The 20,287-nt window shown below is 52.9% G+C and carries 18 protein-coding genes and 1 riboswitch; of the genes, 9 read left to right on the forward strand and 9 right to left on the reverse strand.

Annotated features, from left to right (window positions below; genetic code table 11):
* Position 1 precedes the first annotated feature (1 nt).
* Together JRJ22_RS28055 and JRJ22_RS28060 are read right to left on the reverse strand one after the other, a co-directional pair.
* Positions 2 to 1,309 (reverse strand): nucleobase:cation symporter-2 family protein, encoded by a 1,308-nt coding sequence (locus JRJ22_RS28055; protein ID WP_206102457.1) that lies wholly within the window; start codon positions 1,307 to 1,309, stop codon positions 2 to 4.
* On the reverse strand, positions 1,303 to 1,908 hold the full coding sequence (locus JRJ22_RS28060) for a xanthine phosphoribosyltransferase (RefSeq protein WP_206102458.1): 606 nt from the start codon (positions 1,906 to 1,908) through the stop codon (positions 1,303 to 1,305). The genes JRJ22_RS28055 and JRJ22_RS28060 overlap by 7 nt, the downstream gene beginning before the upstream one ends.
* 199 nt (positions 1,909 to 2,107) lie before the next feature.
* Positions 2,108 to 2,211: riboswitch (purine riboswitch) on the reverse strand.
* A 314-nt stretch (positions 2,212 to 2,525) separates the two neighbouring features.
* Between JRJ22_RS28060 and JRJ22_RS28065 the strand changes: the two genes are divergently transcribed.
* Both JRJ22_RS28065 and JRJ22_RS28070 read left to right on the forward strand, forming a co-directional pair.
* On the forward strand, positions 2,526 to 6,086 hold the full coding sequence (locus JRJ22_RS28065) for a response regulator (protein WP_206102459.1): 3,561 nt from the start codon (positions 2,526 to 2,528) through the stop codon (positions 6,084 to 6,086).
* Positions 6,087 to 6,135: 49 nt separating this feature from the next.
* Positions 6,136 to 7,311, forward strand: a complete 1,176-nt coding sequence (locus JRJ22_RS28070) for an ATP-binding response regulator (protein ID WP_206102460.1) — start codon at positions 6,136 to 6,138, stop codon at positions 7,309 to 7,311.
* 144 nt (positions 7,312 to 7,455) lie between these two features.
* On the opposite strand, the gene JRJ22_RS28075 is transcribed toward JRJ22_RS28070, so the two are convergent.
* The gene (locus JRJ22_RS28075) at positions 7,456 to 7,854 is read right to left on the reverse strand and encodes a winged helix-turn-helix transcriptional regulator (protein WP_206102461.1); all 399 of its coding nucleotides are present in this window, start codon (positions 7,852 to 7,854) and stop codon (positions 7,456 to 7,458) included.
* 137 nt (positions 7,855 to 7,991) lie between these two features.
* On the opposite strand from JRJ22_RS28075, the gene JRJ22_RS28080 reads away from it, so the two are divergent.
* Positions 7,992 to 9,197: an MFS transporter gene (locus JRJ22_RS28080; RefSeq protein ID WP_206102462.1), complete on the forward strand. Its 1,206-nt coding sequence runs from the start codon at positions 7,992 to 7,994 to the stop codon at positions 9,195 to 9,197.
* Between the two features lie 62 nt (positions 9,198 to 9,259).
* Positions 9,260 to 10,114: an aldo/keto reductase gene (locus tag JRJ22_RS28085; protein ID WP_206102463.1), complete on the forward strand. Its 855-nt coding sequence runs from the start codon at positions 9,260 to 9,262 to the stop codon at positions 10,112 to 10,114.
* 67 nt (positions 10,115 to 10,181) lie between these two features.
* On the opposite strand, the gene JRJ22_RS28090 is transcribed toward JRJ22_RS28085, so the two are convergent.
* Positions 10,182 to 11,111, reverse strand: a complete 930-nt coding sequence (locus tag JRJ22_RS28090) for an AEC family transporter (protein ID WP_206102464.1) — start codon at positions 11,109 to 11,111, stop codon at positions 10,182 to 10,184.
* Between the two features lie 178 nt (positions 11,112 to 11,289).
* Here JRJ22_RS28090 and JRJ22_RS28095 point away from each other — a divergent pair, with 178 nt between their 5' ends.
* Together JRJ22_RS28095 and JRJ22_RS28100 are read left to right on the forward strand one after the other, a co-directional pair.
* On the forward strand, positions 11,290 to 11,628 hold the full coding sequence (locus tag JRJ22_RS28095) for a winged helix-turn-helix transcriptional regulator (protein WP_206102465.1): 339 nt from the start codon (positions 11,290 to 11,292) through the stop codon (positions 11,626 to 11,628).
* Between the two features lie 148 nt (positions 11,629 to 11,776).
* Complete coding sequence (locus JRJ22_RS28100; protein WP_206102466.1) at positions 11,777 to 12,496, forward strand: SDR family oxidoreductase; 720 nt, start codon at positions 11,777 to 11,779, stop codon at positions 12,494 to 12,496.
* Positions 12,497 to 12,558: 62 nt separating this feature from the next.
* Here the strand turns inward: JRJ22_RS28100 and greA are convergent, their stop codons facing one another.
* Complete coding sequence (gene greA, locus JRJ22_RS28105; protein WP_206102467.1) at positions 12,559 to 13,038, reverse strand: transcription elongation factor GreA; 480 nt, start codon at positions 13,036 to 13,038, stop codon at positions 12,559 to 12,561.
* A gap of 103 nt (positions 13,039 to 13,141) precedes the next feature.
* Positions 13,142 to 14,641: an MDR family MFS transporter gene (locus tag JRJ22_RS28110; protein WP_332461357.1), complete on the reverse strand. Its 1,500-nt coding sequence runs from the start codon at positions 14,639 to 14,641 to the stop codon at positions 13,142 to 13,144.
* A 164-nt stretch (positions 14,642 to 14,805) separates the two neighbouring features.
* Here JRJ22_RS28110 and JRJ22_RS28115 point away from each other — a divergent pair, with 164 nt between their 5' ends.
* The 3 genes from JRJ22_RS28115 (at position 14,806) to JRJ22_RS28125 (ending at position 17,287) form a co-directional block, all read left to right on the forward strand.
* The gene (locus JRJ22_RS28115; protein WP_232380981.1) at positions 14,806 to 15,246 is read left to right on the forward strand and encodes a MarR family winged helix-turn-helix transcriptional regulator; all 441 of its coding nucleotides are present in this window, start codon (positions 14,806 to 14,808) and stop codon (positions 15,244 to 15,246) included.
* Between the two features lie 189 nt (positions 15,247 to 15,435).
* Positions 15,436 to 16,524, forward strand: a complete 1,089-nt coding sequence (locus tag JRJ22_RS28120; RefSeq protein WP_232380982.1) for an ATP-grasp domain-containing protein — start codon at positions 15,436 to 15,438, stop codon at positions 16,522 to 16,524.
* A gap of 13 nt (positions 16,525 to 16,537) precedes the next feature.
* Complete coding sequence (locus JRJ22_RS28125; protein WP_206102468.1) at positions 16,538 to 17,287, forward strand: esterase family protein; 750 nt, start codon at positions 16,538 to 16,540, stop codon at positions 17,285 to 17,287.
* 68 nt (positions 17,288 to 17,355) lie between these two features.
* On the opposite strand, the gene JRJ22_RS28130 is transcribed toward JRJ22_RS28125, so the two are convergent.
* The 3 genes from JRJ22_RS28130 to JRJ22_RS28140 all read right to left on the reverse strand — a co-directional run bounded on the left by JRJ22_RS28130 (position 17,356) and on the right by JRJ22_RS28140 (position 20,286).
* Complete coding sequence (locus JRJ22_RS28130) at positions 17,356 to 17,643, reverse strand: DUF6509 family protein (protein ID WP_206102469.1); 288 nt, start codon at positions 17,641 to 17,643, stop codon at positions 17,356 to 17,358.
* Positions 17,644 to 17,732: 89 nt separating this feature from the next.
* Positions 17,733 to 18,815, reverse strand: a complete 1,083-nt coding sequence (gene rlmN / locus JRJ22_RS28135; RefSeq protein WP_206102470.1) for a dual-specificity RNA methyltransferase RlmN — start codon at positions 18,813 to 18,815, stop codon at positions 17,733 to 17,735.
* Between the two features lie 172 nt (positions 18,816 to 18,987).
* Positions 18,988 to 20,286, reverse strand: a complete 1,299-nt coding sequence (locus JRJ22_RS28140) for a polysaccharide deacetylase family protein (protein ID WP_206102471.1) — start codon at positions 20,284 to 20,286, stop codon at positions 18,988 to 18,990.
* Between the last annotated feature and the right edge of the window lies 1 nt (position 20,287).

A 20,287-nucleotide genomic window follows, 5' to 3' on the forward strand; every position in this document is an offset into this window, starting at 1 on the left:
TTTATTTGATTTCCGGCGCTGCCGCCGGAGATGCTGCCGAAACAGCGTGATCCTGCGTTTTTGACAAGCAGATATTCAGGATAATCGCCGTCAGGGAACCCGAGACAATTCCGTTCTGCAGCAGCATTCTGGCGAACTCCGGCAGCTGATCGAACATGGACGGCAATACGGCCGACCCGAGACCTACAGCGATACTGCAGGCGGCAATCAGCAGATTGCCGTCTTTGCGCAGATCCACCTCGGACAGAATGGACATCCCGGAAGCGGCAACGGACCCGAACATCACGATCATTGCACCGCCCAGCACCGCATTCGGTACAACGGTTGTCAGCGCAGCCAGCTTAGGCAGCAGACCCAGCACAACCATAATTCCGCCTGCCGCGAAGATCACATTGCGTGTCTTGACACGGGTCAGGGACAAGAGGCCGACATTCTGGGAGAACGCCGTATACGGAAAAGCGTTGAATAGCCCGCCCAGCATAATCGCCAGCCCTTCAGAGCGCAGGCCGTTCACGATTTGCTTATCCTCCACCTTCTGATCCGTAGCCTTGCCGACCGCGAAATACACACCGGTCGATTCGACCATCGAGACGATATTGACAATAATCATCGTGAAAATTGCCGTCACACTGAACTGCGGCCAGCCGAAATAGAAAGGCTGGGCGATACTGACGTAAGAGGCCGTGCCCACGGCAGCGAAATCGACCAGACCGATAAAATAGCCGATTGCCGTACCGACAGCGAGGCCTACCAGCACGGAAACGGAACGCAGGAAGCCTGTAGCCAGCCGGTTCACTGCAAGGATAACCAGCAGCGTGATCAAGGCCAGCAACAAATTGCGGGGCTGTCCGAAATCGGGGCTGCCCTGACCGCCGGCCACATTGTTCATCGCTACCGGAATGAGCGACAGTCCGATGATCGTCACCACAGATCCGGTGACTACCGTAGGGAAGAACTTCAGCAGCTTTCCGTAAACCGGGGCTGCCAGCACAACAAACAATCCGGAAATAATAATCGCACCATAAGCCGTCGCCAGGTTAGACCCCGAAGCAATCGCAATGATCGGGCTGACCGCAGTAAAGGTACAGCCCAGAACAACCGGAAGGCCGCTGCCGAAGTGTTTGCTGCCGATTACCTGCAGTAATGTGGCCAACCCGCAGGTGAATAAATCGGCGGCGATCAGATAAGCCATCTGCGCTGCGCTTAAATTCAGTGCGCCCCCTACAACCAGCGGTACAATGACCGCCCCCGCGTACATCGCCAGCACATGCTGTAATCCCAGGGCGAATATCTTCTGCTTACTTAACATCCCGCACTCTCCTTAATCTGTTCTTCATTAGCGATAAAATGAATTTCTCCCGGAGCCATGGAAGAGATGCGTGCCAGTGCATGCACCGGAATGCCTCTCTTCTCCAGCAGGCTCCGCCCTTCCTGAAAGCTCTTCTCAATCACACAGCCCACGCCCAGCAGCTGTGCCCCTGATTCCTTAACGATATCGGCCAGTCCGACCAGCGCAGCCCCGGTAGCGAGGAAATCATCAACGATCAGCACCTTGTCCTCCGGCCCCAGATATTTCTGTGAAATGCTGATCAGATAGTCTTCCTGACGGGTAAACGAATGAACCGGTGCCGAATAGACCCCTTCTGACAAGGTAACAGCCTTCTTTTTCTTGGCATAAATAAAGGGAACTCCCAGCGCAATCCCCGCTGCCATGGCGAACTGGATTCCGCTGGCCTCCACGGTTAAGATCTTTGTAATCGGCAAATGTCCAAAAACCGTCTTGAACTCCTGCCCGATCTGCAGGGCAAGCTCTGTATCCACCTGGTGGTTCAGAAACGAGTCTACCTTCAGTACGGTCTCCGACAGAATCAGGCCTTCTTCTCTAATACGTTCCTCTAATACTCTCATAACAGCAGCTTCTCTCCTTCAAGGTTCTTCCCGCCCAATCCTTTACTGAAACAAAAAAAGGACAGATTCTCTTGAGCGTTTCTCTCAAGTGAATCTGTCCTTCTGGGTTTTTGTCCCTAAGTGGTGTAACACATCGCAGTGTCCGCATCGCTTGGACCAGCCCTTCCTATGCCGCCGTACGGCATAAAAAACGGAACCCTAGATGCGCTATTTCACTCATAGTCGGATAATTACGTTGGTTATCCGGTAGAAACTTATGGGCCATATTCCCAAGATTATATGAGTTGTTATATGAATAATCGGTTTAAAACCTTTGTATATCTTACACGCTCTGTGCGCTCCTTACAAGCTTAATTTCTTGAAAATAATCATTAATAATGACAATTTTTCATGAAATACACCCAGTTTCAACCAACTCCCCTAGCCTGTACTTGTTCAGGGGTCTTACAACACCAGCAATTAGCACCAAATGGTATATAAACTATACTTTTTTGACACAACTATCTGTTTCCCTGGCTAATTTCTGGGTAAACTGGCTTTTTACCTGCGCTTCCCCTACCGCCGCCCCTCTATTAAAAGTATAATTAGTAAAACTAGCGAGATAAAGGCGGACGAGCATGAATATAAAACAGAAAATCGGGTTTGCAACTGTAACCTCTGTACTGCTCTTAGGCAGTATGATTACTATAGCTATTATTTATCTTGAAGGAGTTCCGCTGTACCTGTCCACAGGGATGGGAGCGGCAGGCATGCTGCTGGCTCTATACCTGATGACAGATGTTCAGCGGAATTTGAGCCGGGGCATGAACAGGATTATTAGTATAACAGAGGATATTGCCCAAGGCACACTTAATGCCTCGGGTATAGCTGCCCAAAGCGATGAATTCGGACAGCTGGCACAGTCCTTTTATAATTTGGGGATTGATCTGCATCATAAAACAGCCGAGGAACGCAGCCTGCGGCTGAAGGCTGAAGAACAGGCCTGGATCAATACCCAGGTCTCGGAAATTGCGCTGATGCTTCAGGGCTCCGTGCATTTACAGACCGCCGCACGCATCTTCATCAGCAAGCTGACTTCTGCTGCCGGAGGTCTTTATGGAGCGGTATATATGAGGCAGGGCAATCGCCTGCATTTCACGGCCGGCTACGCCTTCGATGAAGAAGCTTCGAACCGCAAGCCCATTGAACTAGGCAGCGGACTGGTCGGCCAATGTGCAGTGGATAAGCAACTGATGGTACTGCACAATCTTCCGGAGAATTATATCAGGGTTCATTCGGGACTTGGTGAAGCTCCTCCCTCCACACTGATTGTATTGCCGGTTCTTTATGAGACTGAGGTTGTCGCCGTTGTTGAGCTGGCTATGATGAACGGGCTTGGCGACAAGGAGCAGCAATTAATTGAAAGGACCGGCCAGAACATGGGGGTTCTGATCAACACCCTGGCCGATGTCGTCCGTATTGAAGAACTGCTCAGTGAAACTCAACTGCAGAAGGATGAACTGGAGGCCCAGACTGAGGAGCTGCAAGCCCAGACAGAGGAACTGGAAGCACAGAGGGAAGAATTGCTGGCCCAGACTGAGGAGCTGGCTGTCTCCAACAGCAATCTTCAGCAGCAGATGGAATTGACCGCAAGGCAGAAGGAAGAGATTCAGGAGCAGGCCGACGAGCTGCTGGCCCAGACTGAGGAGCTGGCTGCCTCCAACAGCAACCTCCAGCAGCAGATGGAACTGACCGCAAGGCAGAAGGAAGAGATTCAGGAGCAGGCCGACGAGCTGCTGGCTCAGACGAATCAGCTGCAGGATCAGAAGGAGGAACTCCAGGCGCAGGCCCAGGAGCTGCTGGCCCAGACTGAGGAGCTGGCTGTCTCCAACAGCAACCTTCAGCTGCAGATGGAGCTGACCGCAAGGCAGAAGGAAGAGATTCAGGAGCAGGCCGACGAGCTGCTGGCCCAGACGAATCAGCTGCAGGACCAGAAGGAGGAACTCCAGGCGCAGGCCCAGGAGCTGCTTGCCCAGACTGAGGAGCTGGCTGCCTCCAACAGCAGCCTCCAGCAGCAGATGGAGCTGACCGAACAGCAGAAGGCCGAAATTAAGGCCCAGGCGGAAGAAATTTTCATGGCCGCCCAATACAAATCGGAATTTCTCGCCAACGTGTCCCATGAGCTGCGCACACCGCTGAACAGTCTGTTGATCCTGTCACAGATTCTGGCCGAGAACAAGGAAGGCAATCTGGATGTGAAACAGCTGGAATACGTGCATACCATCTTCTCGGCAGGCAAGGACCTCCTGCAGCTGATTGATGAGATTCTCGACCTGGCCAAGCTGGAAGTCGGCAAAATGACTCCTGTTCTTGAGCCTGTCCCGCTGAACGATATCAGCAGCCACCTGTTCCGCCGGTTCGAGCAGCAGGCGAAGAAAAAGAATCTGCGCTTTGATGTCCACTGTGACAGCAGACTGCCTGAGCACCTGATGACCGACGGGCACAGACTGCAGCAGATTATGAATAACCTGCTCTCCAACGCCTTAAAGTTCACACCTGAGCAAGGCTCCGTCTCCCTGTCGGTCCGCACGAGCGGCAATGAGATCATCTTCTCGGTCAGCGACACGGGAATCGGCATCGCCGCTTCCAAACTGGAGAGTATCTTCGAAGCCTTCCAGCAGGCGGACGGAACAACCAGCCGCAAATACGGGGGTACAGGTCTCGGACTAACCATCTGCCGGGAGCTGGCTACTCTGCTGGGCGGAAGGATCGAGGTTGACTCTGTGGAAGGGAAGGGAAGCACCTTTGCCCTGATTCTTCCTGCGGAGCTGCCGGATGAGCATGACCTGATCCAGGCAGCCGCCTCCATTGCCGCTGCAGCCCACCATGTTGACGAGCAAGATATAGCTCCGGTCAATGAGCACTCTGCCTTCCGCGAATCCTTCGTACCGGATATTTCAATCTCCAATCCCAAGCTGCTCCAGTATGCAGAGATGGATGATGACCGGAATAATCTGGCAAGCGGCGACACACTGCTCCTGATTATCGAGGAAGATGCCGAGTTCGCGACTATTCTGCTGAACCTGGCACGCAGCAGAGGCTTTAAGGCTATTGTAGCCTTCCAGGGCGACCAGGGGCTTGCCCTTGCCCATGCTTACAAGCCGGATGCTATCCTGCTCGATCTGCATCTTCCGGTACTGGACGGCTGGGCGATCATCAGCCGGTTGAAGAGCCGGCCGGAGCTGCGCCATATTCCGGTTCATGTCATTTCAACTGCCGAAGAGAACCAGCAGAGCCTGGTAATGGGTGCACTTTCCTTCTGGAAAAAACCGAGTGACCAGACTGAGCTGGAAACAGCCTTCCTGCAGATTGAGACGTACATCCGCCGTCCGGTCAAGAGCCTGCTGATCGTCGAGGATAACCACCTCCTGCGCAGCAGTCTGGTGGAATTCATCGCACATCCCGATGTGCGGGTTGTCGCTGTAGGTACCGGACGGGAAGCAATGGAACAGCTGGGCAGCCATCATTTTGACTGCATGGTGCTTGATCTGGGCTTGTCAGACATCAGCGGCTTCGATCTGCTTGAGCAGATCAAGACCAACCGCAAGCTGCAGACGCTGCCGGTCATTATCTATACGGGCAAGGATCTCAGCAAAACCGATGAACAGCGCCTGAAGCATTACGCCGAGAGCATCGTAATCAAGAATGTGCGTTCCATGGAACGGCTCTTTGATGAAACCGCATTGTACCTGCACCGCAAACACGCCGATCTGCCGCCGGACAAGCAGGAGCTGATCGAGAAGCTGCATAATCCGGAGGCCGCCTTTGCCGGCAAGCAGATCCTGCTGGTCGATGATGATATGCGCAATATTTTTGCTCTATCGAGTGTGCTTGAAGGGTATAATATGGAGATCAGCTTTGCCCAGAACGGCCGGGAAGCCCTGGAGCATCTGGAGCAGCATCCGGAAACGCAGCTAGTATTCATGGACATCATGATGCCGGAAATGGATGGCTATGAGACCATGAAGCATATCCGGGCAAATCCTGCCTATGACCAGCTTGTCATTATTGCCCTAACCGCTCGCGCCTTGGAAGAGGACCGGGTAAAATGCCTGCAGGCAGGTGCCTCAGACTATATCTCTAAGCCGATCAATACTACACAATTGGTCACAGTACTGAAAGTATGGTTAATCCAATAGCTCTTACACAGCATTTGCCGTAATATTTCAACTCATCATAGGAGGAACTATGGATTATCCTGTAAATATTCTGCTTGTTGACGACCGTCCCGATGAATTTCTCTCTGTTCAAGCCCTGCTTGCGGATAAGCCATACCGGCTGGTTTACGCCTCATCAGGGATGGATGCCCTGAAGTACCTGCTGGAGCAGGAGTTTGCCCTGATTATTATGGATGTCCTGATGCCGGATATGAATGGTTTTGAAACGGCCAAACGGATTAAAATGCGCAAAAAATCAAAGGATATCCCCATTATTTTCCTGACTTCACTAACCTCCGAGCTGGAGAATTATATGATGGCTTATACGGCCGGTGCGATTGATTATTTGACGAAGCCCTTCCATCCCCTTGTCCTGAAGAGCAAGATCGAGGGCTTCGTCCGTATGTACCAGACCCGTAAGGAGCTGCAGCTCAAAACGCAGGAGCTGGAGTCGGCCAATGTGGTGCTCACCGAGCTGAAGGAAACAGCCGAGGTGGCCCTCCGGATCAAAAGCGGCTTTCTCGCCATGATGAGCCATGAAATCCGCACGCCGCTCAATGGTATTATCGCGATGTCAGATATGCTGAGAACCTCGGAGCTGACGCCGGAGGATCTGGAGATGGCCGAAATCATTCATACCAGCGGTCATGCGCTGCTGTCTGTCATCAACCATATTCTTGATTTCACGAAGATCGAATCCGGTAAAATGGAGCTGGACTACGAGCTCTTCAACCTGCATTCCTGCCTTAAAGAAACGATCGACCTGTTCAGGGCGCTGGCCATGGAACGCGACCTGCAGCTGGAAATGTTCATCGATCCGAACATTCCCGCCCTGCTGGTCGGTGATCCAAACCGGCTTAGACAGGTGCTCAACAACCTGATCGGCAACGCAATCAAGTTCACGCCCAGCGGAAGTGTGAAGGTCCATGTCGGCCTCAGGCAGGCGCTGGATGGCGTCCTGCAGCTGGAATTCGTCATTGAGGACACTGGCATTGGGATCCCCGCTGACAAAATGAAATATCTGTTCCAGCCCTTCACCCAGATCGGCGCAACCGTTGACAGCAAGCTCAAGGGAACGGGCCTTGGCCTCTCCATCAGCAAAATGCTGGTGGAGCTAATGGGGGGCACCATCTATGCCCGGCCGGATATGGAACAGGGCGCGGCGTTTGTCTTCACGATCCAGGTCACCGAAGGCAGCCCGGATTAATCTTCGCTGCTCCAAAAAATTAAAACCGCAAGTCTCCGGGACAGGGAGCGCTTGCGGTTTTTCTAATTGCCCGGTTCTCTGCAACTGTTTGCAGAGGGCCGGTTTTGCCGTGAGTTCATTATTTGTTAGGGCAGCCTAAGCCCTTCATAGCTGCTCCGCCCCGGTTGCCTGAACCTCAAGCTTCTTATGGTTCAGCACATTATCCTCCAGCACGGCGAACTTGTCTCCGTATTCTCTGATGATATGCTGCTCTCCCCAGTCGCATAAGGAATCGAGAATGGAGCGCAGTGATTGTCCATAATCACTTAGCTCGTATTCTACTTTGGGCGGAACCTGATTATAGCTGATCCGGTTAACAATGCCGTCCAGCTCCAGCTCCCGGAGCTGCTGGGTAAGCATTTTCTGCGTAATATTCGGCATATGGCGCTTCAAATCACTGGTCCGCATCTTGCCATGCGTCAGATGGCAGAGGATCACGCACTTCCACTTACCGCCGATAACCTCCAGCGTTGCTTCAACAGAAATATTATATTTTTTGGACATAGGATCCTCCTAAAAGTTAGGTTATGGGTACTTTTTAGTACCTATATTACTTTAAAGTACGTACTATCCATTATTGACTGAATAATTCATAATAGCATTTACCGGCCGGTGATTACCATACTGTAGGAGTGGAAAACATGTCCTTAGAACAAAGAAGAAGCACCCTCGCGCTGCTGGCTCTGGCAGTTAGCGCTTTTGCTATCGGAACAACCGAGTTTATCAGTGTTGGCTTGCTGCCGCTCATTGCTGATGACCTGCATATATCCGTAACTGCGGCTGGTCTGACTGTCACATTGTACGCCCTGGGCGTCACCTTCGGCGCCCCCGTCCTGACTTCGCTGACTACAGCGGTATCGCGCAAAACGCTGCTGCTGTCACTGATGGTGCTGTTCATCATCGGCAACAGCCTGGCAGCCGCTGCTGGCGGCATTACCCTGCTGCTGATTGCCCGGGTGTTCTCCGCCCTGTCGCACGGCCTGTTCATGTCGATCGCCTCAACGATTGCTGCCGATCTCGTGCCTGAGAACCGTAAGGCCAGCGCGATTTCGATTATGTTCACCGGCTTGACGGTAGCCACTGTCACAGGTGTACCGCTTGGTACATTTCTCGGCCAGCAGCTGGGCTGGCGGGCCGCTTTTGTCGCCATTGCTGCCATCGGCGTTATCGCGCTGGTTGCCAATCTGATTCTCATTCCATCAGGACTGCGAAAAGGCACCCGTACGCCGCTCAGCGAGCAAGTGAAGCTCGTGACGAACGGCCGGCTGCTGCTTGCTTTTGCCATCACCGCTTTAGGGTACGGCGGAACCTTTGTCGTCTTCACCTACCTGTCTCCGCTGCTGCATGAGATTAGCGGCTTCAAGGAAGAGACTGTCGCGGTTATTCTGCTTGTCTACGGTGTAGCCATTGCCATCGGCAACATGATCGGCGGCAAGGCAGCCAACCATAAGCCAATGAACGCCTTGTTCTATATGTTTGCCCTGCAGGCTGCCGTTCTGCTGGTCTTAACCTTTACGGCCCCGTTTAAAGCCGCAGCCTTGATTACGATCTTCTTCATGGGGCTGCTCGCCTTTATGAATGTGCCCGGGCTGCAGGCTTATGTGGTCATCCTGGCGGACCGGTATGCGCCCAGCGCCAGAGATATCGCCTCAGCTGTTAATATCGCTGCTTTTAATGCAGGCATTGCCATCGGTGCTTATCTCGGAGGATTGGTTACGGATCACATGGGTCTGATTCATACCGCCTGGGTCGGAGCAGTTATGGTGCTCGGGGCAGTGTTTCTTACGGCCTGGAGCCGTGCGCTGGAGCGGAAGGACGAACGGACACTGAAGCATAAAGCCGCATAATCAAACAAGTATTTAATACAGCTTAATTCAGAGCACTAATTACATTACGGAGGTTATTGATAATGACACAGCATACAGCACAGCATCTGCAAGATTGGACAGTATTACAGAACGGGGTGAAGATGCCATGGTTCGGCCTTGGGGTATTCCAGGTAGCCGACGGCGCCGAACTTGTACAGGCGGTGAAGTCCGCCATTGCCCACGGCTACCGCAGCATCGATACTGCGGCAATCTACCAGAATGAGCGGGGAGTGGGACAAGCATTGGCGGAGGCAATGACCGAGAACCAGCTCTCCCGGGAAGATCTCTTTATCACCTCAAAGGTGTGGAATGCTGACCTCGGCTATGAAGCGACAATTGCCGCCTATGAAGCCAGCCTGGAGAAGCTGGGCCTGGATTATCTTGATCTTTACCTCATTCATTGGCCGGTGGAGGGCAAGTACAAGGAAGCCTGGAGAGCGCTCGAAACGCTCTATAAAGCTGGCCGCATCAAGGCGATTGGAGTCAGCAATTTTCAGATTCATCATCTGGAAGATCTGCTGAAGGATGCCGAAATCCGGCCGATGGTCAACCAGGTCGAGCTGCATCCCTACCTGTCCCAGCAGGCGCTGCGAACCTTCTGCAGGGAGCAGGGCATTCAGATTGAAGCCTGGTCGCCGCTGATGCAGGGCGGGCTGCTGGATCAGCCTGACCTGAAAGAGATTGCTGCCAGATACGGCAAGTCGGTTGCCCAGGTCATCCTGCGCTGGGATTTGCAGCACGGCATTGTGACGATTCCGAAGTCGACCAGGGAACAGCGGATTACCGAAAATGCCGCCATCTTTGATTTTGTCCTGAGCGCTGAGGATATGGCCCGGATTGACAGGCTGAACCGCGATCAGCGGGTCGGTCCGGACCCCGACAATTTCAATTTCTGATACGCCGAAAGCCCCTCTTTCTCACGGAGAAGGAGGGGCTTTGTTTGTCGTCCTGCCTGTAAGCCGGTCAGACGCTGCCTACCGCGGCAATCAGTACCGGCAGTACAAGGAAGGAGGCCAGCGTGGTCCAGACAATACAGCGCGAGACCAGCGAAGGTGAGCTGCCGAAGCGTTCAGCCAGCACGACGGAATTAACGGCGACCGGCATGGAGGCCAGGATGAGCAGCACCGAGAACAGCGTGCCGGTGATATTCAGCAGGAGCAGAACGAGCAAGGCGATCAGCGGCGCCAGCAGCAGGCGGACGCTCAGACCCGTCCAGAAGGCAAGCTGCACATTGCGCTCCGTGTGGGCGGCCTTGACCTTGACCATTTGGGCACCGAGGATTGCCAGGACCACCGGCGAATACGCCCCGGCCACCATGGACACCCCTGTGGCCAGCTCTTGCGGCAGCTGCAGGCCGAGCGCCCGCAGCAGAAATGCCAGAATCGCCGCGTAGATGGCCGGCAGGGCGAACACCGATTTCACGGCGCTGCGGACATTAAACTGCGATCTGGCGGCGAAATACACGCCGATCGTATTGACAATGACCATCTGGGCGATGACATAAACAGATGCCTTGTCGAGCCCCAGCTGGCCGAAGGCCAGCAGTACAAGCGGCAGCCCGTAATTCACGCTGTTGGTAAAGGTGGAGATTAGGGTCAGTCCGGCTGCTTCCGGCGGAGCCAGTCTCAGGATCCGGCCGAGCAATACCGCCACGATCCATAAGGACAGCAAGTTCAGCAGCGCAAAGGCGAGCGTCTTATAAATATCATCAAGGGAAATCTCAGCCTTAGCCAGCGTATCCAGAATGATCGCCGGGCTCAAAAAATACAAATAAAGCGTCAGCAACGGCTTAGTATCTAAATTCCGGTAACGGCCCAGCAGCGCACCGGCAGTGACGGGAATGGACAGCGGCACAATGACCTCTACTAGAGTCGACAACACAGTCTGAATCACGGCCAAGACTCCTCTGTTCTATAGTTAATCCTTACTATACCTCCGTACACAGGAGCCGTCTAAGATATGGAAACAATATGCTTAATAGACAATGCCTATGGCAGCACATTACTTCCCAAAAGATAGTATTGTGCTATGATAGACAAAACCATCGTTTCCCCAAGGAGGCTGAATGAATATGAACGGACCCGAGCCGGTCATTCTGACCAAAGGCATACCCGGCGAGCCCTGCCCCATTGCCAAGACACTCGATGTCATCGGAACCAAGTGGACCTTTCTGATTATCCGCGACCTGCTGATTGAGGGTACTCTGCGGTTCAGTGATCTGCTGAAATCGCTGGAGGGAATCAGCCCGAAGACCCTTTCGCTGCGGCTGCGGGAGCTGGAGAACCATGACATCGTTGAACGGACGGTATATCCCGAGGTTCCGCCGCGTGTGGAATACAAGCTGACCCCCAAAGGCAAACAGCTGGAAGGAATTTTTATCGAACTCAAAAGATACGGCCTGGCGCTCTAAAAAAGTTTTAAGCCGCAGCGCAGCGCCAGCACAAAACTAACCTTTTGGAAACTGCATGTCAAAAAGGTAACTACTTCCCTAAAGGAAGTTATGGGAATATACTCTCCTCAAAGAGCAGCACAAATTTATCTTTAGGGGAGGAATTACCATGTTAACAGGACAAAAGGTGATCATTATCGGCGGGAGCTCGGGGATTGGATTGGAGACGGCAAAACGTGCGGCATCACAAGGCGCGGAGCTTATCATTGCCAGCCGCTCCGGGAAAAAGCTGGAGCAGGCCAAGGCAGCTATCGGCGATAACGCGAAGGTCAGCACCTATACGCTGGATGTGACGGATGAGGAGCAGGTGCAGTCTTTTTTTGCGGACACCGGAGCCTTCGATCATCTGGTTGTCAGCGCAGCGGAAACGGGCGGCGGGGCTTTTCTGACTACGCCTACTGGTGCTGCACGCGGGCTGTTTGAGAACAAATTCTGGGGCCAGTACTATGCTGCCAAGTATGGTGCGCCCAAGCTGAACCCTCAGGGGTCCATTACCCTGTTCTCAGGCATTGTGGCCTTCAAAACCATGACCGGCTCATCGGTGCTCGGCGCGGTGAACGCCGCGGTTGCCAATCTGGGGCAGACTTTGGCTCTGGAGCTGGCTCCGCTGCGGGTGAATGTGGTCTCCCCGGGCATTATCGACACCCCTTCCCGGGCAGGAATGCCGGAAGCAGCCCGCAGTGCGTTCTACAGCACTACAGCCGCCAGGCTGCCGGTGCAGCGCATTGGTACAGCAGAGGACGTCGCGGAGGCGGTCCTTTATTTGATTCACAACGGATTTGTAACAGGCACGGTACTGCATGTGGATGGCGGACACCGCCTGGTTTAAGGGCTTATATTTAGTAAAAATCCCTGTTCCCCGGCAAGTGGCCCGGAAACAGGGATTTTTAATTACAATGCTTTGATCTCCAGCAGCTCATATTTAATGACGCCCATTGGAGCATTTACGCTGATAATGTCGCCTACTTTTTTACCGATAAGCTCTTTACCCAGCGGACTCTCGTACGAAATCTTGTTATCCAGCACATCGGCCTCAGCCGGTCCCACCACTCTATATTCGATTCTTTCCGAGTATTCCACATCATTCAGAATCACGATAGAGCCTACGCTCACTGCACTCAGATCCATGCTGCTGGCATCAACGATCTGTGCCTTAGTCAGCATTTTCTCCAGAATCATGATGCGGGTCTCCATGAATGACTGATCTTCCTTGGCCGAGTGGTATTCGCTGTTCTCCTTCAGGTCCCCATAGCTGATCGCCAGCTTAAGACGGGCTGCAAGCTCTTTGCGCCCTACTTCCTTGAGCTCCCTAAGCTCTTCCTCGAGCTTGGCCAACCCTTCTTTGGTCAAGAATACTTCTTCATTGGACATGTTCCACAACTCCTATTTTTGCCTGCTTTATTGTATTCTACCCCATATTTCCTAAACATGCGAAAAAATAAGTGAAGAATACGCTCCGGAGGCGTCCAATCCCTTACACCTTCACTTCCTGCTTGGCGGAAGCAGATTTCTCTGCGGCTGCGGAAGCTCCACCATGACCCCGGCCTGTTCTCAGCAGGAAGGTCAGCGGAATGGCGAGCAGGCCGACCACTGTGGCAATGAGGAAGATGTCCTGCACACTCATTGTCATTCCCTGCGCTTTCAGCAGGGAGCCGGCAGCAGAAGCTGAACCACCTCCCAGCTCCTTCAGATGCACAAGGGACCGCGAGGACAGCAGCGAGCTGAACACTGCAATAGATAGTGCGCCCGTCGCCTGGCGGACCCAGTTCGTCACAGATGAGGCATGCCCGGTAATCGGTTTGGGCACGGCAGACATCCCGGCATTAGTCACGGGCATAAAGGCCAGGGCGATCCCTACATTGCGCAGCGTCATTAGCAGGGCAATATACGTATGGGTAGCCGCCATTGTAATGTGGCTGAGCTCCCAGGTTGAAAGGCTAAGCAGCAGAATACCGCCGAGAATCAGCCAGAACGGGCCGACCCTGGAATACAGCTTGCCGACCACGGGCGATAATACCGCCATGGCGATGGAGCCGGGCAGCAGCACCAGAGCTGTCTTCAGCGGAGTAGACTCCTGGATATCCTGCAGGAAGACCGGAATCAGGAACGTCCCGGAATAGAGGGCGACGGTGATGATGCAATTAATGATCAGACTGTACGTGAAGCGGTTCTGCCGAAAGACCGTCAGATTCAGCAGCGGCTCCTTCAGCGACAGCTCTCTGCGGATGAAATAAGCCAGGGTGATGCACCCGGTAACCAGCAGCGAGAGCGTCTTCCAGGAAGTCCAGCCCCACGCGTTCCCTTTATTAAAGGCCAGAATAATGAAGGCACTGCTGAGAATAACCGTTACAAATCCCGGCAGATCAAAGCTCTTGGACTCACTGGCGCTCCGCTGGAAGGGCAGGCATTTAAGGGCTACTGCAATGGCAATAATCCCTATAGGCAGATTAATGAGGAATAGCGATTCCCAGCCGAAATAGCCGGTCAGCCAGCCGCCCAGCGTGGGTCCGAATGCCGGAGCCAGCATGGAAGACAGACTCCACAGGCTCATGGCAAAGGCTTGCTTCTCCTTGGCGATGAACTGATAAATCATGGTCATGGTCGTAGGAATAATCAGCCCCCCGAATACCCCTTGGAGAATCCGGAAGGTAATGAGTGAATGAATACTCCAGGATACGGTACACAGTCCGGAGAACAGGGTAAAACCCGACAAGGCAAACACGTACACATATTTGTAGCTCCACTTGTCGCCAAAATAGCCGACAACCGGAGCCACAACGCCGGTAGCCAGCAGATAACCGGTAATCATCCACTGGACGGTGCTGATTTCCGCATGAAAATCTTTCAGAAATACCGGAAAGGCCACATTAATGGTCGTCGTGCTCAAGATCGCCATAAAATTACCGAAAAATATCGCCAGTATAATAAGCCAGAACGATGAAGCATTTGCCTTTTGCTGATTCAACGGATTCACTTCAACTTTCTCTATAAAATAGGTGTATAATACAATTAATAATATATGTGTATTATACAACTATTGATTTGAAAGTCAATGTGACTTGTTTCATGGTACTTTCAAAACAGCCGGCCATTTTTAACCGTGTGCCTGTATTTTCACTTATACTATGGAGAAGAGTATTGAACAAAGGACTGAATAATCCAATGGATGAAAAAAATCTTGATGCCCTTAACAATGAGATGATGACCCTGATACGCCGTTCCACGCTGGACAAGAAACATGGCGGGCTGGACCGCTCGTCCTATACCCTGCTCCATTATCTCTCCAGACACGATAAGACTGGTGTTAAGGCGCTGGCCGAAGAGCTTGGACTGGACACCTCAACCATCAGCAGACAGACCGCTGTGTTGGAGAGCAAGGAGTATGTCGTGCGGATTCCTGATCCGCAGGATGGAAGATCAAGCTATTTTCAGATTACGGAGCTTGGGACGCAGACCCTGGCCAATGCCCGGCGGCTCCGCCTGCAGCGGTATGAGGAGATTTTCGAAGATTGGTCACCTGAGGAATGCCAAACGTTCCGCTCGTTGCTGGCCAAACTTAACCGTAAGCTGACGGAGTAGCATTCCCCCTTAAAAGGATTGACGAAAGCAGATTCAGCTGGTAGATTAGATTAAATTAATCATACGGTTCGACTCGGAATTACATTTTAACCAAAGGGGCTGATCCCTATTAACTTTGTTTTCTTTTCCCCTCATTTCCCTAAGAACAGTGCCGATTTCTGTACCCAGCTGCAGCGCCGGGGGGTCATCGTGCTCGGGATTGGTGATGCCGAATACGCCCATTTAGAGGACAAGCTGCAGCTCGCGCTTACGGAATATTACAAAGTGTCTGATCTGGAGAATTATGAGGAGATTCTGCGGGCCGTCGGCTATTTCACCCATAAATACGGCAAAATCGACCGCTTCGAGTCGCTGAACGAATACTGGCTGGAGCAGGACGCGAAGATCCGGACAGACTTCAACATTTACGGCACGAAGAATGATTTCGTCGCCAACCTGAAGCAGAAGTCCAAGATGAAGGAGTTTTTCCGCAAAAGTGGGGTAAGTACCGTCCAGTTTTCTACCGGAACGACCCGCGACAGTGTAGATGATTTCATCCGCAGTGCCGGATTCCCGCTGGTGGTGAAGCCGGACCTCGGTTCCGGAGCCAGCAATACTTACAAAATCAGCAATGAGGAAGAGCTGCAGCATTTTTTTGATACGAAGCCTGCGGATGTCTCCTTCATTATTGAGGAATTCATTGACGGGGTGATTCTCACCTATGACGGGCTGGTGGATATTAACGGGGAAGTGCGGTTTGCCGTCAGCCATCTGTTCGAGAACAGCGTCATGGAAGTGGTCAACACCGATAACCATCTCTATTATTTCTGCCTGAAGGAGATCAGTCCTGAGGTCGAGGAGGCCGGACGGAGTATCCTGAAGGCTTTTGATATCAGGGAGCGCTTCTTCCATATTGAGCTGTTCAAGTCGAACAAGGATGGCCGGATCATCGCGCTTGAGGTGAATATGCGTCCGCCCGGTGCCTGGATGACTGATGCCATTAACTTCTCGTACGATATCGATGTGTATAAGGAATGGGCGGGCATGATCGCAAATAATGAGGTCGGCGGCCCTTATGAAGGCAAATATTATACCGGCTATGCCAGCCGCAAGAAGCACAAGCATTACACGCACAGCCATGAAGACATTTACCGTACCTACGGCGCGAAAATTGTGAATTACGCCGAGATCGAAGAGGTATTCAGCAGAGCGATGGGAAACAGCGCCTACCAGTTCCGTTCTCCATCCTTAGAGGATGTTAGGGAAATCGTACGGTATATACAACAAGAAGAGGGATAGGATGTGTTAACGGATGAAGACAAGCTACCGCAAGGAATACAGCCGTCACCTGCAGAGGGACATGGAGTATAAAGTATACGGCCACGCCGGCAAACCGATGCTTGTCTTCCCCACCTCGCTCGGCAGATTCTACCAATACGAGGATTCCGGGATGATCGAAACGCTCTCCGGGTTCATCGAGGCCGGCAAGCTGCAGATCTGGGCCTGCGACAGCATCGACGAAGAGACCTTCTTCTCCACCCACTGGAACCATGAGGATAAGGCGATCCGGCATGAACAATACGACAAGTACATTACGCAGGAGCTGATCCCCGGCATCCTCCAAGAGAGCAAAGGGAACAATGGCGGTGACGACCAGAAAATCCTGATCTCAGGCTGCTCCATGGGCGCGTACTACAGCGCCAGCTTCTTTTTCCGTTATCCGCACTTTTTCGATACCTTAATTGCCCTGAGCGGCGTATATTCCACCTATTATTTCTTCGGCGACTATATGAGCGAGAACGTCTACTTCAATTCTCCGCTCCATTATCTGCCCGGCCTGAATGATGAGCATTATCTGGGTCAATACCGCAGCAGCCAGATCATCCTCTGTGTCGGACAAGGAGCCTATGAAGACGAGATGCTTCATGAGACCCGTCTGCTTCAGGACCTGCTGCAGCGCAAGGGCATTCCTGCACGGATTGACTATTGGGGCCATGACGTGAACCATGACTGGCCTTGGTGGAACAGGCAGATTCATTATTATGTCAGCAGCTGCCTGTAATATCCGCCTATCTATATAGCAAAAAGCCCCGGGTTAACGTGCTTACCCCGGGGCTTCCTTGTGTTCCGTTATTCCGGCAGATGCTCTTTGCAGAACTGAGCCAGCTCAGCTTCCTCGTCCTCTTCCAGATCAAACTCCAGCAGCTTGCCGGTCGTCGTTTCCAGCAGGTCATAAGTAACCAGCGCCGCTTCTCCGGCTTCGGCTTTGACAATTGCGCGGATCGAAACACCGTTCTCTTCGTACAGTTCGTCCTCTTCCGGCACATCCAGATGAATGACGAATTCATATCGCTTCCCGCTTAGAATGCCAAAAGGGTCTTTAACATCCTCCACGGTGTAACTCGTAAATGTCAGCACTGCGCATTCCTCTTTTCCTAAATCTCTGCCCAGCTATTGTATCACAAAATCAGGAACCGGCAATGATGCCCGGACAGGGCGGCCTCAGCTTACCCCATCACCGCTGTATCCGCTTTGGTCTTTCTGATCTGCTTGCTGCGCAGCTGGCCGCAGGCGGCGTCGATATCCACACCATGCTCCAGCCGGGTACTTACGCTGACGCCCTGCTTCTTCAGGGTGTCAAAAAAGGCCCGCACCGTCTCCCGCTCCGTCCGCTGGTATTGGCTGTGCTCATCCACCGGGTTGTAAGGAATCAGGTTCACATTCACAAGCTGCCGGCGGTCGCCGATCAGTTCGGCCAGCTCCAGGGCATGCTCCTGGCGGTCATTGATATCCTTCAGCAGAATATACTCCAGCGTAATCCGCCGGTTCGTCTTCTCCAGATAGTAATCAATCGCCGGCATTAATTTCTCTATAGGAATCGCGCGGTTGATCTTCATGATCCGGGTCCGCAGCTCATTATTCGGCGCATGTAAAGAGATCGCCAGGTTCACCTGCATATTGGCATCAGCGAATTCTCTGATTTTGTCGGCCAGACCGCTCGTCGAGACGGTGATGCCTTTGCCGGCAATCGCCAACCCTTTATGATCCTTAACGGTGGTCAGGAAGTTCAGCAGGTTCGTAAAATTATCGAACGGCTCACCGATGCCCATCACCACGACATGGCTGACCCGTTGTCCAAGCCCGGCCTGATCCAGATGCTGCTGGACCTTCATAATCTGCTCCACAATCTCTCCGCTCGACAGGTCACGGCTCTTCGCCAAAAGCCCGCTGGCACAGAAGCTGCAGCCGATATTACAGCCGACCTGAGTGGTCACACATACAGACAGGCCATACTTCTGGCGCATCAGTACGGTTTCAATCAGGTTGCCGTCATTCAGCCGGAACAGGAACTTAATCGTGCCGTCGGCCGATTCCTGCTTCACATGCTCTTCCATCGTTTGAAACACAAAATGCTCCGCCAGCAGCCGGACACAGTCTTGATTCATCTCCGACATGTCAGCGAAGTCTGACACCCGCTTGCGGTACACAAAATCCCAGACCTGCGCAGCGCGTGACTTCTTATGCCCGTGCTCCAGCAGCCATGACGCCAGTTGCTCCAGGGTTAATCCATAAATGGATTGTTTATTCATTGTTATTTATCCTCTTTTCAAAACATTAAAGTTCGGTCTATAATACTCATTCTCTCAAATTTATTTTATTAAAACAAGGGGAATTCCCGCCTGCAGCCCCGGTATATTACAATTTCAGGCCAACATACACAAAAAGCGCACCCCTGCCAAGAGTACGCTCTTCCTGCTGATGTTATTTGAAAATGGCGAATTTCAGCCCTTTTTGCTTCAGGTAGGCAATGATTTCGGGCAGCACTTTAACCGTTATACTCTTCTCATGCAGGAGATATATGCCGCCGGATGGTTCGGTATGATAGAAATAATTCAGAATCTTCTCCGGACTGTCCGCCTTCCAGTCCTCCGGATCACGATTCCAGAGCAGCACCTTCAGATGCTGTCTGCCGGCCTCTTCCGCCAGCTGCTGATTCACCGCTCCATAAGGGGGACGGAATATCGTGACCGGGCCGGCAATCAGCTGCTCCAGCGACTGGCTCGCCCGCGCCAGATTAGTCCGGTTCTCTTCCGCACTGTTAGCGGTCAGATCACTGTGGTCCCAGGAATGATTGCCGACCGGCATCCCGTGTTCATCCGCATAGCTGACTGCCTCCGGATACTGGCTGACATTCTGCCCGATGAACAGAAAATTCGCCGCGACGCCTGCCTTCACGAGAATATCCACGAGCAGTTCCGTGTAACGCGACGGGCCGTCATCAAAGGATAGTGCAACATAGCCTTTCGGCAGACTGTACTCATAGCTGTCTCCGGTAAGCTCAATCGTCTCATAGGACAGCTTCGACTGCTCAGTGATCTCAGGGATCTCCGCAGGTGCCGGGGTAGCCCCGGCTGGTTCGCTCTGAAGAGCAGCCAGCTGAATATCAGAAGCATTAGAGACCGGGACAGGAACGGCCTCTTGTGTTCCGGCTCCAGCCGCAGCCAGGGAGACATCCTGCTTCGCTTCCACACTGTTCGTGAACAGCTCCACCTCGCCATCCATGCGCAGGAGAAACACCGCCAGCACAAGGCTGAACACGAGGCCCCGCAGGAGGATGGGCCGGCTAAGCAGCGCTGTCCGCTCAAGCTTCTGCTGTGCAGGCGCTGCCGGAGCCGCCGCTTCTTCGGCCACTGGCTGATTGCCTGGCCCGGAAGAAGCGTCCTCCTTCTGCTGCGCAAGCTGGAGCAGCAGCAATTTATAGCCTTCCGAACAGGCAAAATACAGGGTTTCGCTGAATGTCCGGTTCATTTTGACCAGGCTGCTGAAATGGGTTCCGCGAAACGGGTCCCACTTCGTGTAAAGCGACAGCCGTACTCTCTGCCCTTCAAAAGGGCCTAATGCAAGGAGTTGCAGATATGTATATTCATCGATGCTTATCATTTGTCTCTTATGTGATCCGCCGCTGCGGGTAAGACCTACCTCCATCTGCCAGCCATCCGGGCTGTGCTCTAGCGACAACAGCTCAACCATCAGATTGGCGCTTATGTCATGAACCGGCATA

It is taken from the genome of Paenibacillus tianjinensis, assembly GCF_017086365.1.
Lineage (GTDB): Bacteria > Bacillota > Bacilli > Paenibacillales > Paenibacillaceae > Paenibacillus_AQ > Paenibacillus_AQ tianjinensis.

Bases quoted from the DNA above. Each gene is read 5' to 3' on its own strand.
- JRJ22_RS28075 (WP_206102461.1), bottom strand. From the start codon at position 7,854: ATGTCCAAAAAATATAATATTTCTGTTGAAGCAACGCTGGAGGTTATC.
- JRJ22_RS28085 (WP_206102463.1), top strand. From the start codon at position 9,260: ATGACACAGCATACAGCACAGCATCTGCAAGATTGGACAGTATTACAG.
- JRJ22_RS28070 (WP_206102460.1), top strand. From the start codon at position 6,136: ATGGATTATCCTGTAAATATTCTGCTTGTTGACGACCGTCCCGATGAA.
- JRJ22_RS28125 (WP_206102468.1), top strand. From the start codon at position 16,538: ATGAAGACAAGCTACCGCAAGGAATACAGCCGTCACCTGCAGAGGGAC.
- JRJ22_RS28095 (WP_206102465.1), top strand. From the start codon at position 11,290: ATGAACGGACCCGAGCCGGTCATTCTGACCAAAGGCATACCCGGCGAG.
- rlmN (WP_206102470.1), bottom strand. From the start codon at position 18,815: ATGAATAAACAATCCATTTATGGATTAACCCTGGAGCAACTGGCGTCA.
- JRJ22_RS28080 (WP_206102462.1), top strand. From the start codon at position 7,992: ATGTCCTTAGAACAAAGAAGAAGCACCCTCGCGCTGCTGGCTCTGGCA.
- JRJ22_RS28100 (WP_206102466.1), top strand. From the start codon at position 11,777: ATGTTAACAGGACAAAAGGTGATCATTATCGGCGGGAGCTCGGGGATT.
- JRJ22_RS28060 (WP_206102458.1), bottom strand. From the start codon at position 1,908: ATGAGAGTATTAGAGGAACGTATTAGAGAAGAAGGCCTGATTCTGTCG.
- JRJ22_RS28065 (WP_206102459.1), top strand. From the start codon at position 2,526: ATGAATATAAAACAGAAAATCGGGTTTGCAACTGTAACCTCTGTACTG.
- JRJ22_RS28140 (WP_206102471.1), bottom strand. From the start codon at position 20,286: ATGCCGGTTCATGACATAAGCGCCAATCTGATGGTTGAGCTGTTGTCG.
- JRJ22_RS28055 (WP_206102457.1), bottom strand. From the start codon at position 1,309: ATGTTAAGTAAGCAGAAGATATTCGCCCTGGGATTACAGCATGTGCTG.
- greA (WP_206102467.1), bottom strand. From the start codon at position 13,038: ATGTCCAATGAAGAAGTATTCTTGACCAAAGAAGGGTTGGCCAAGCTC.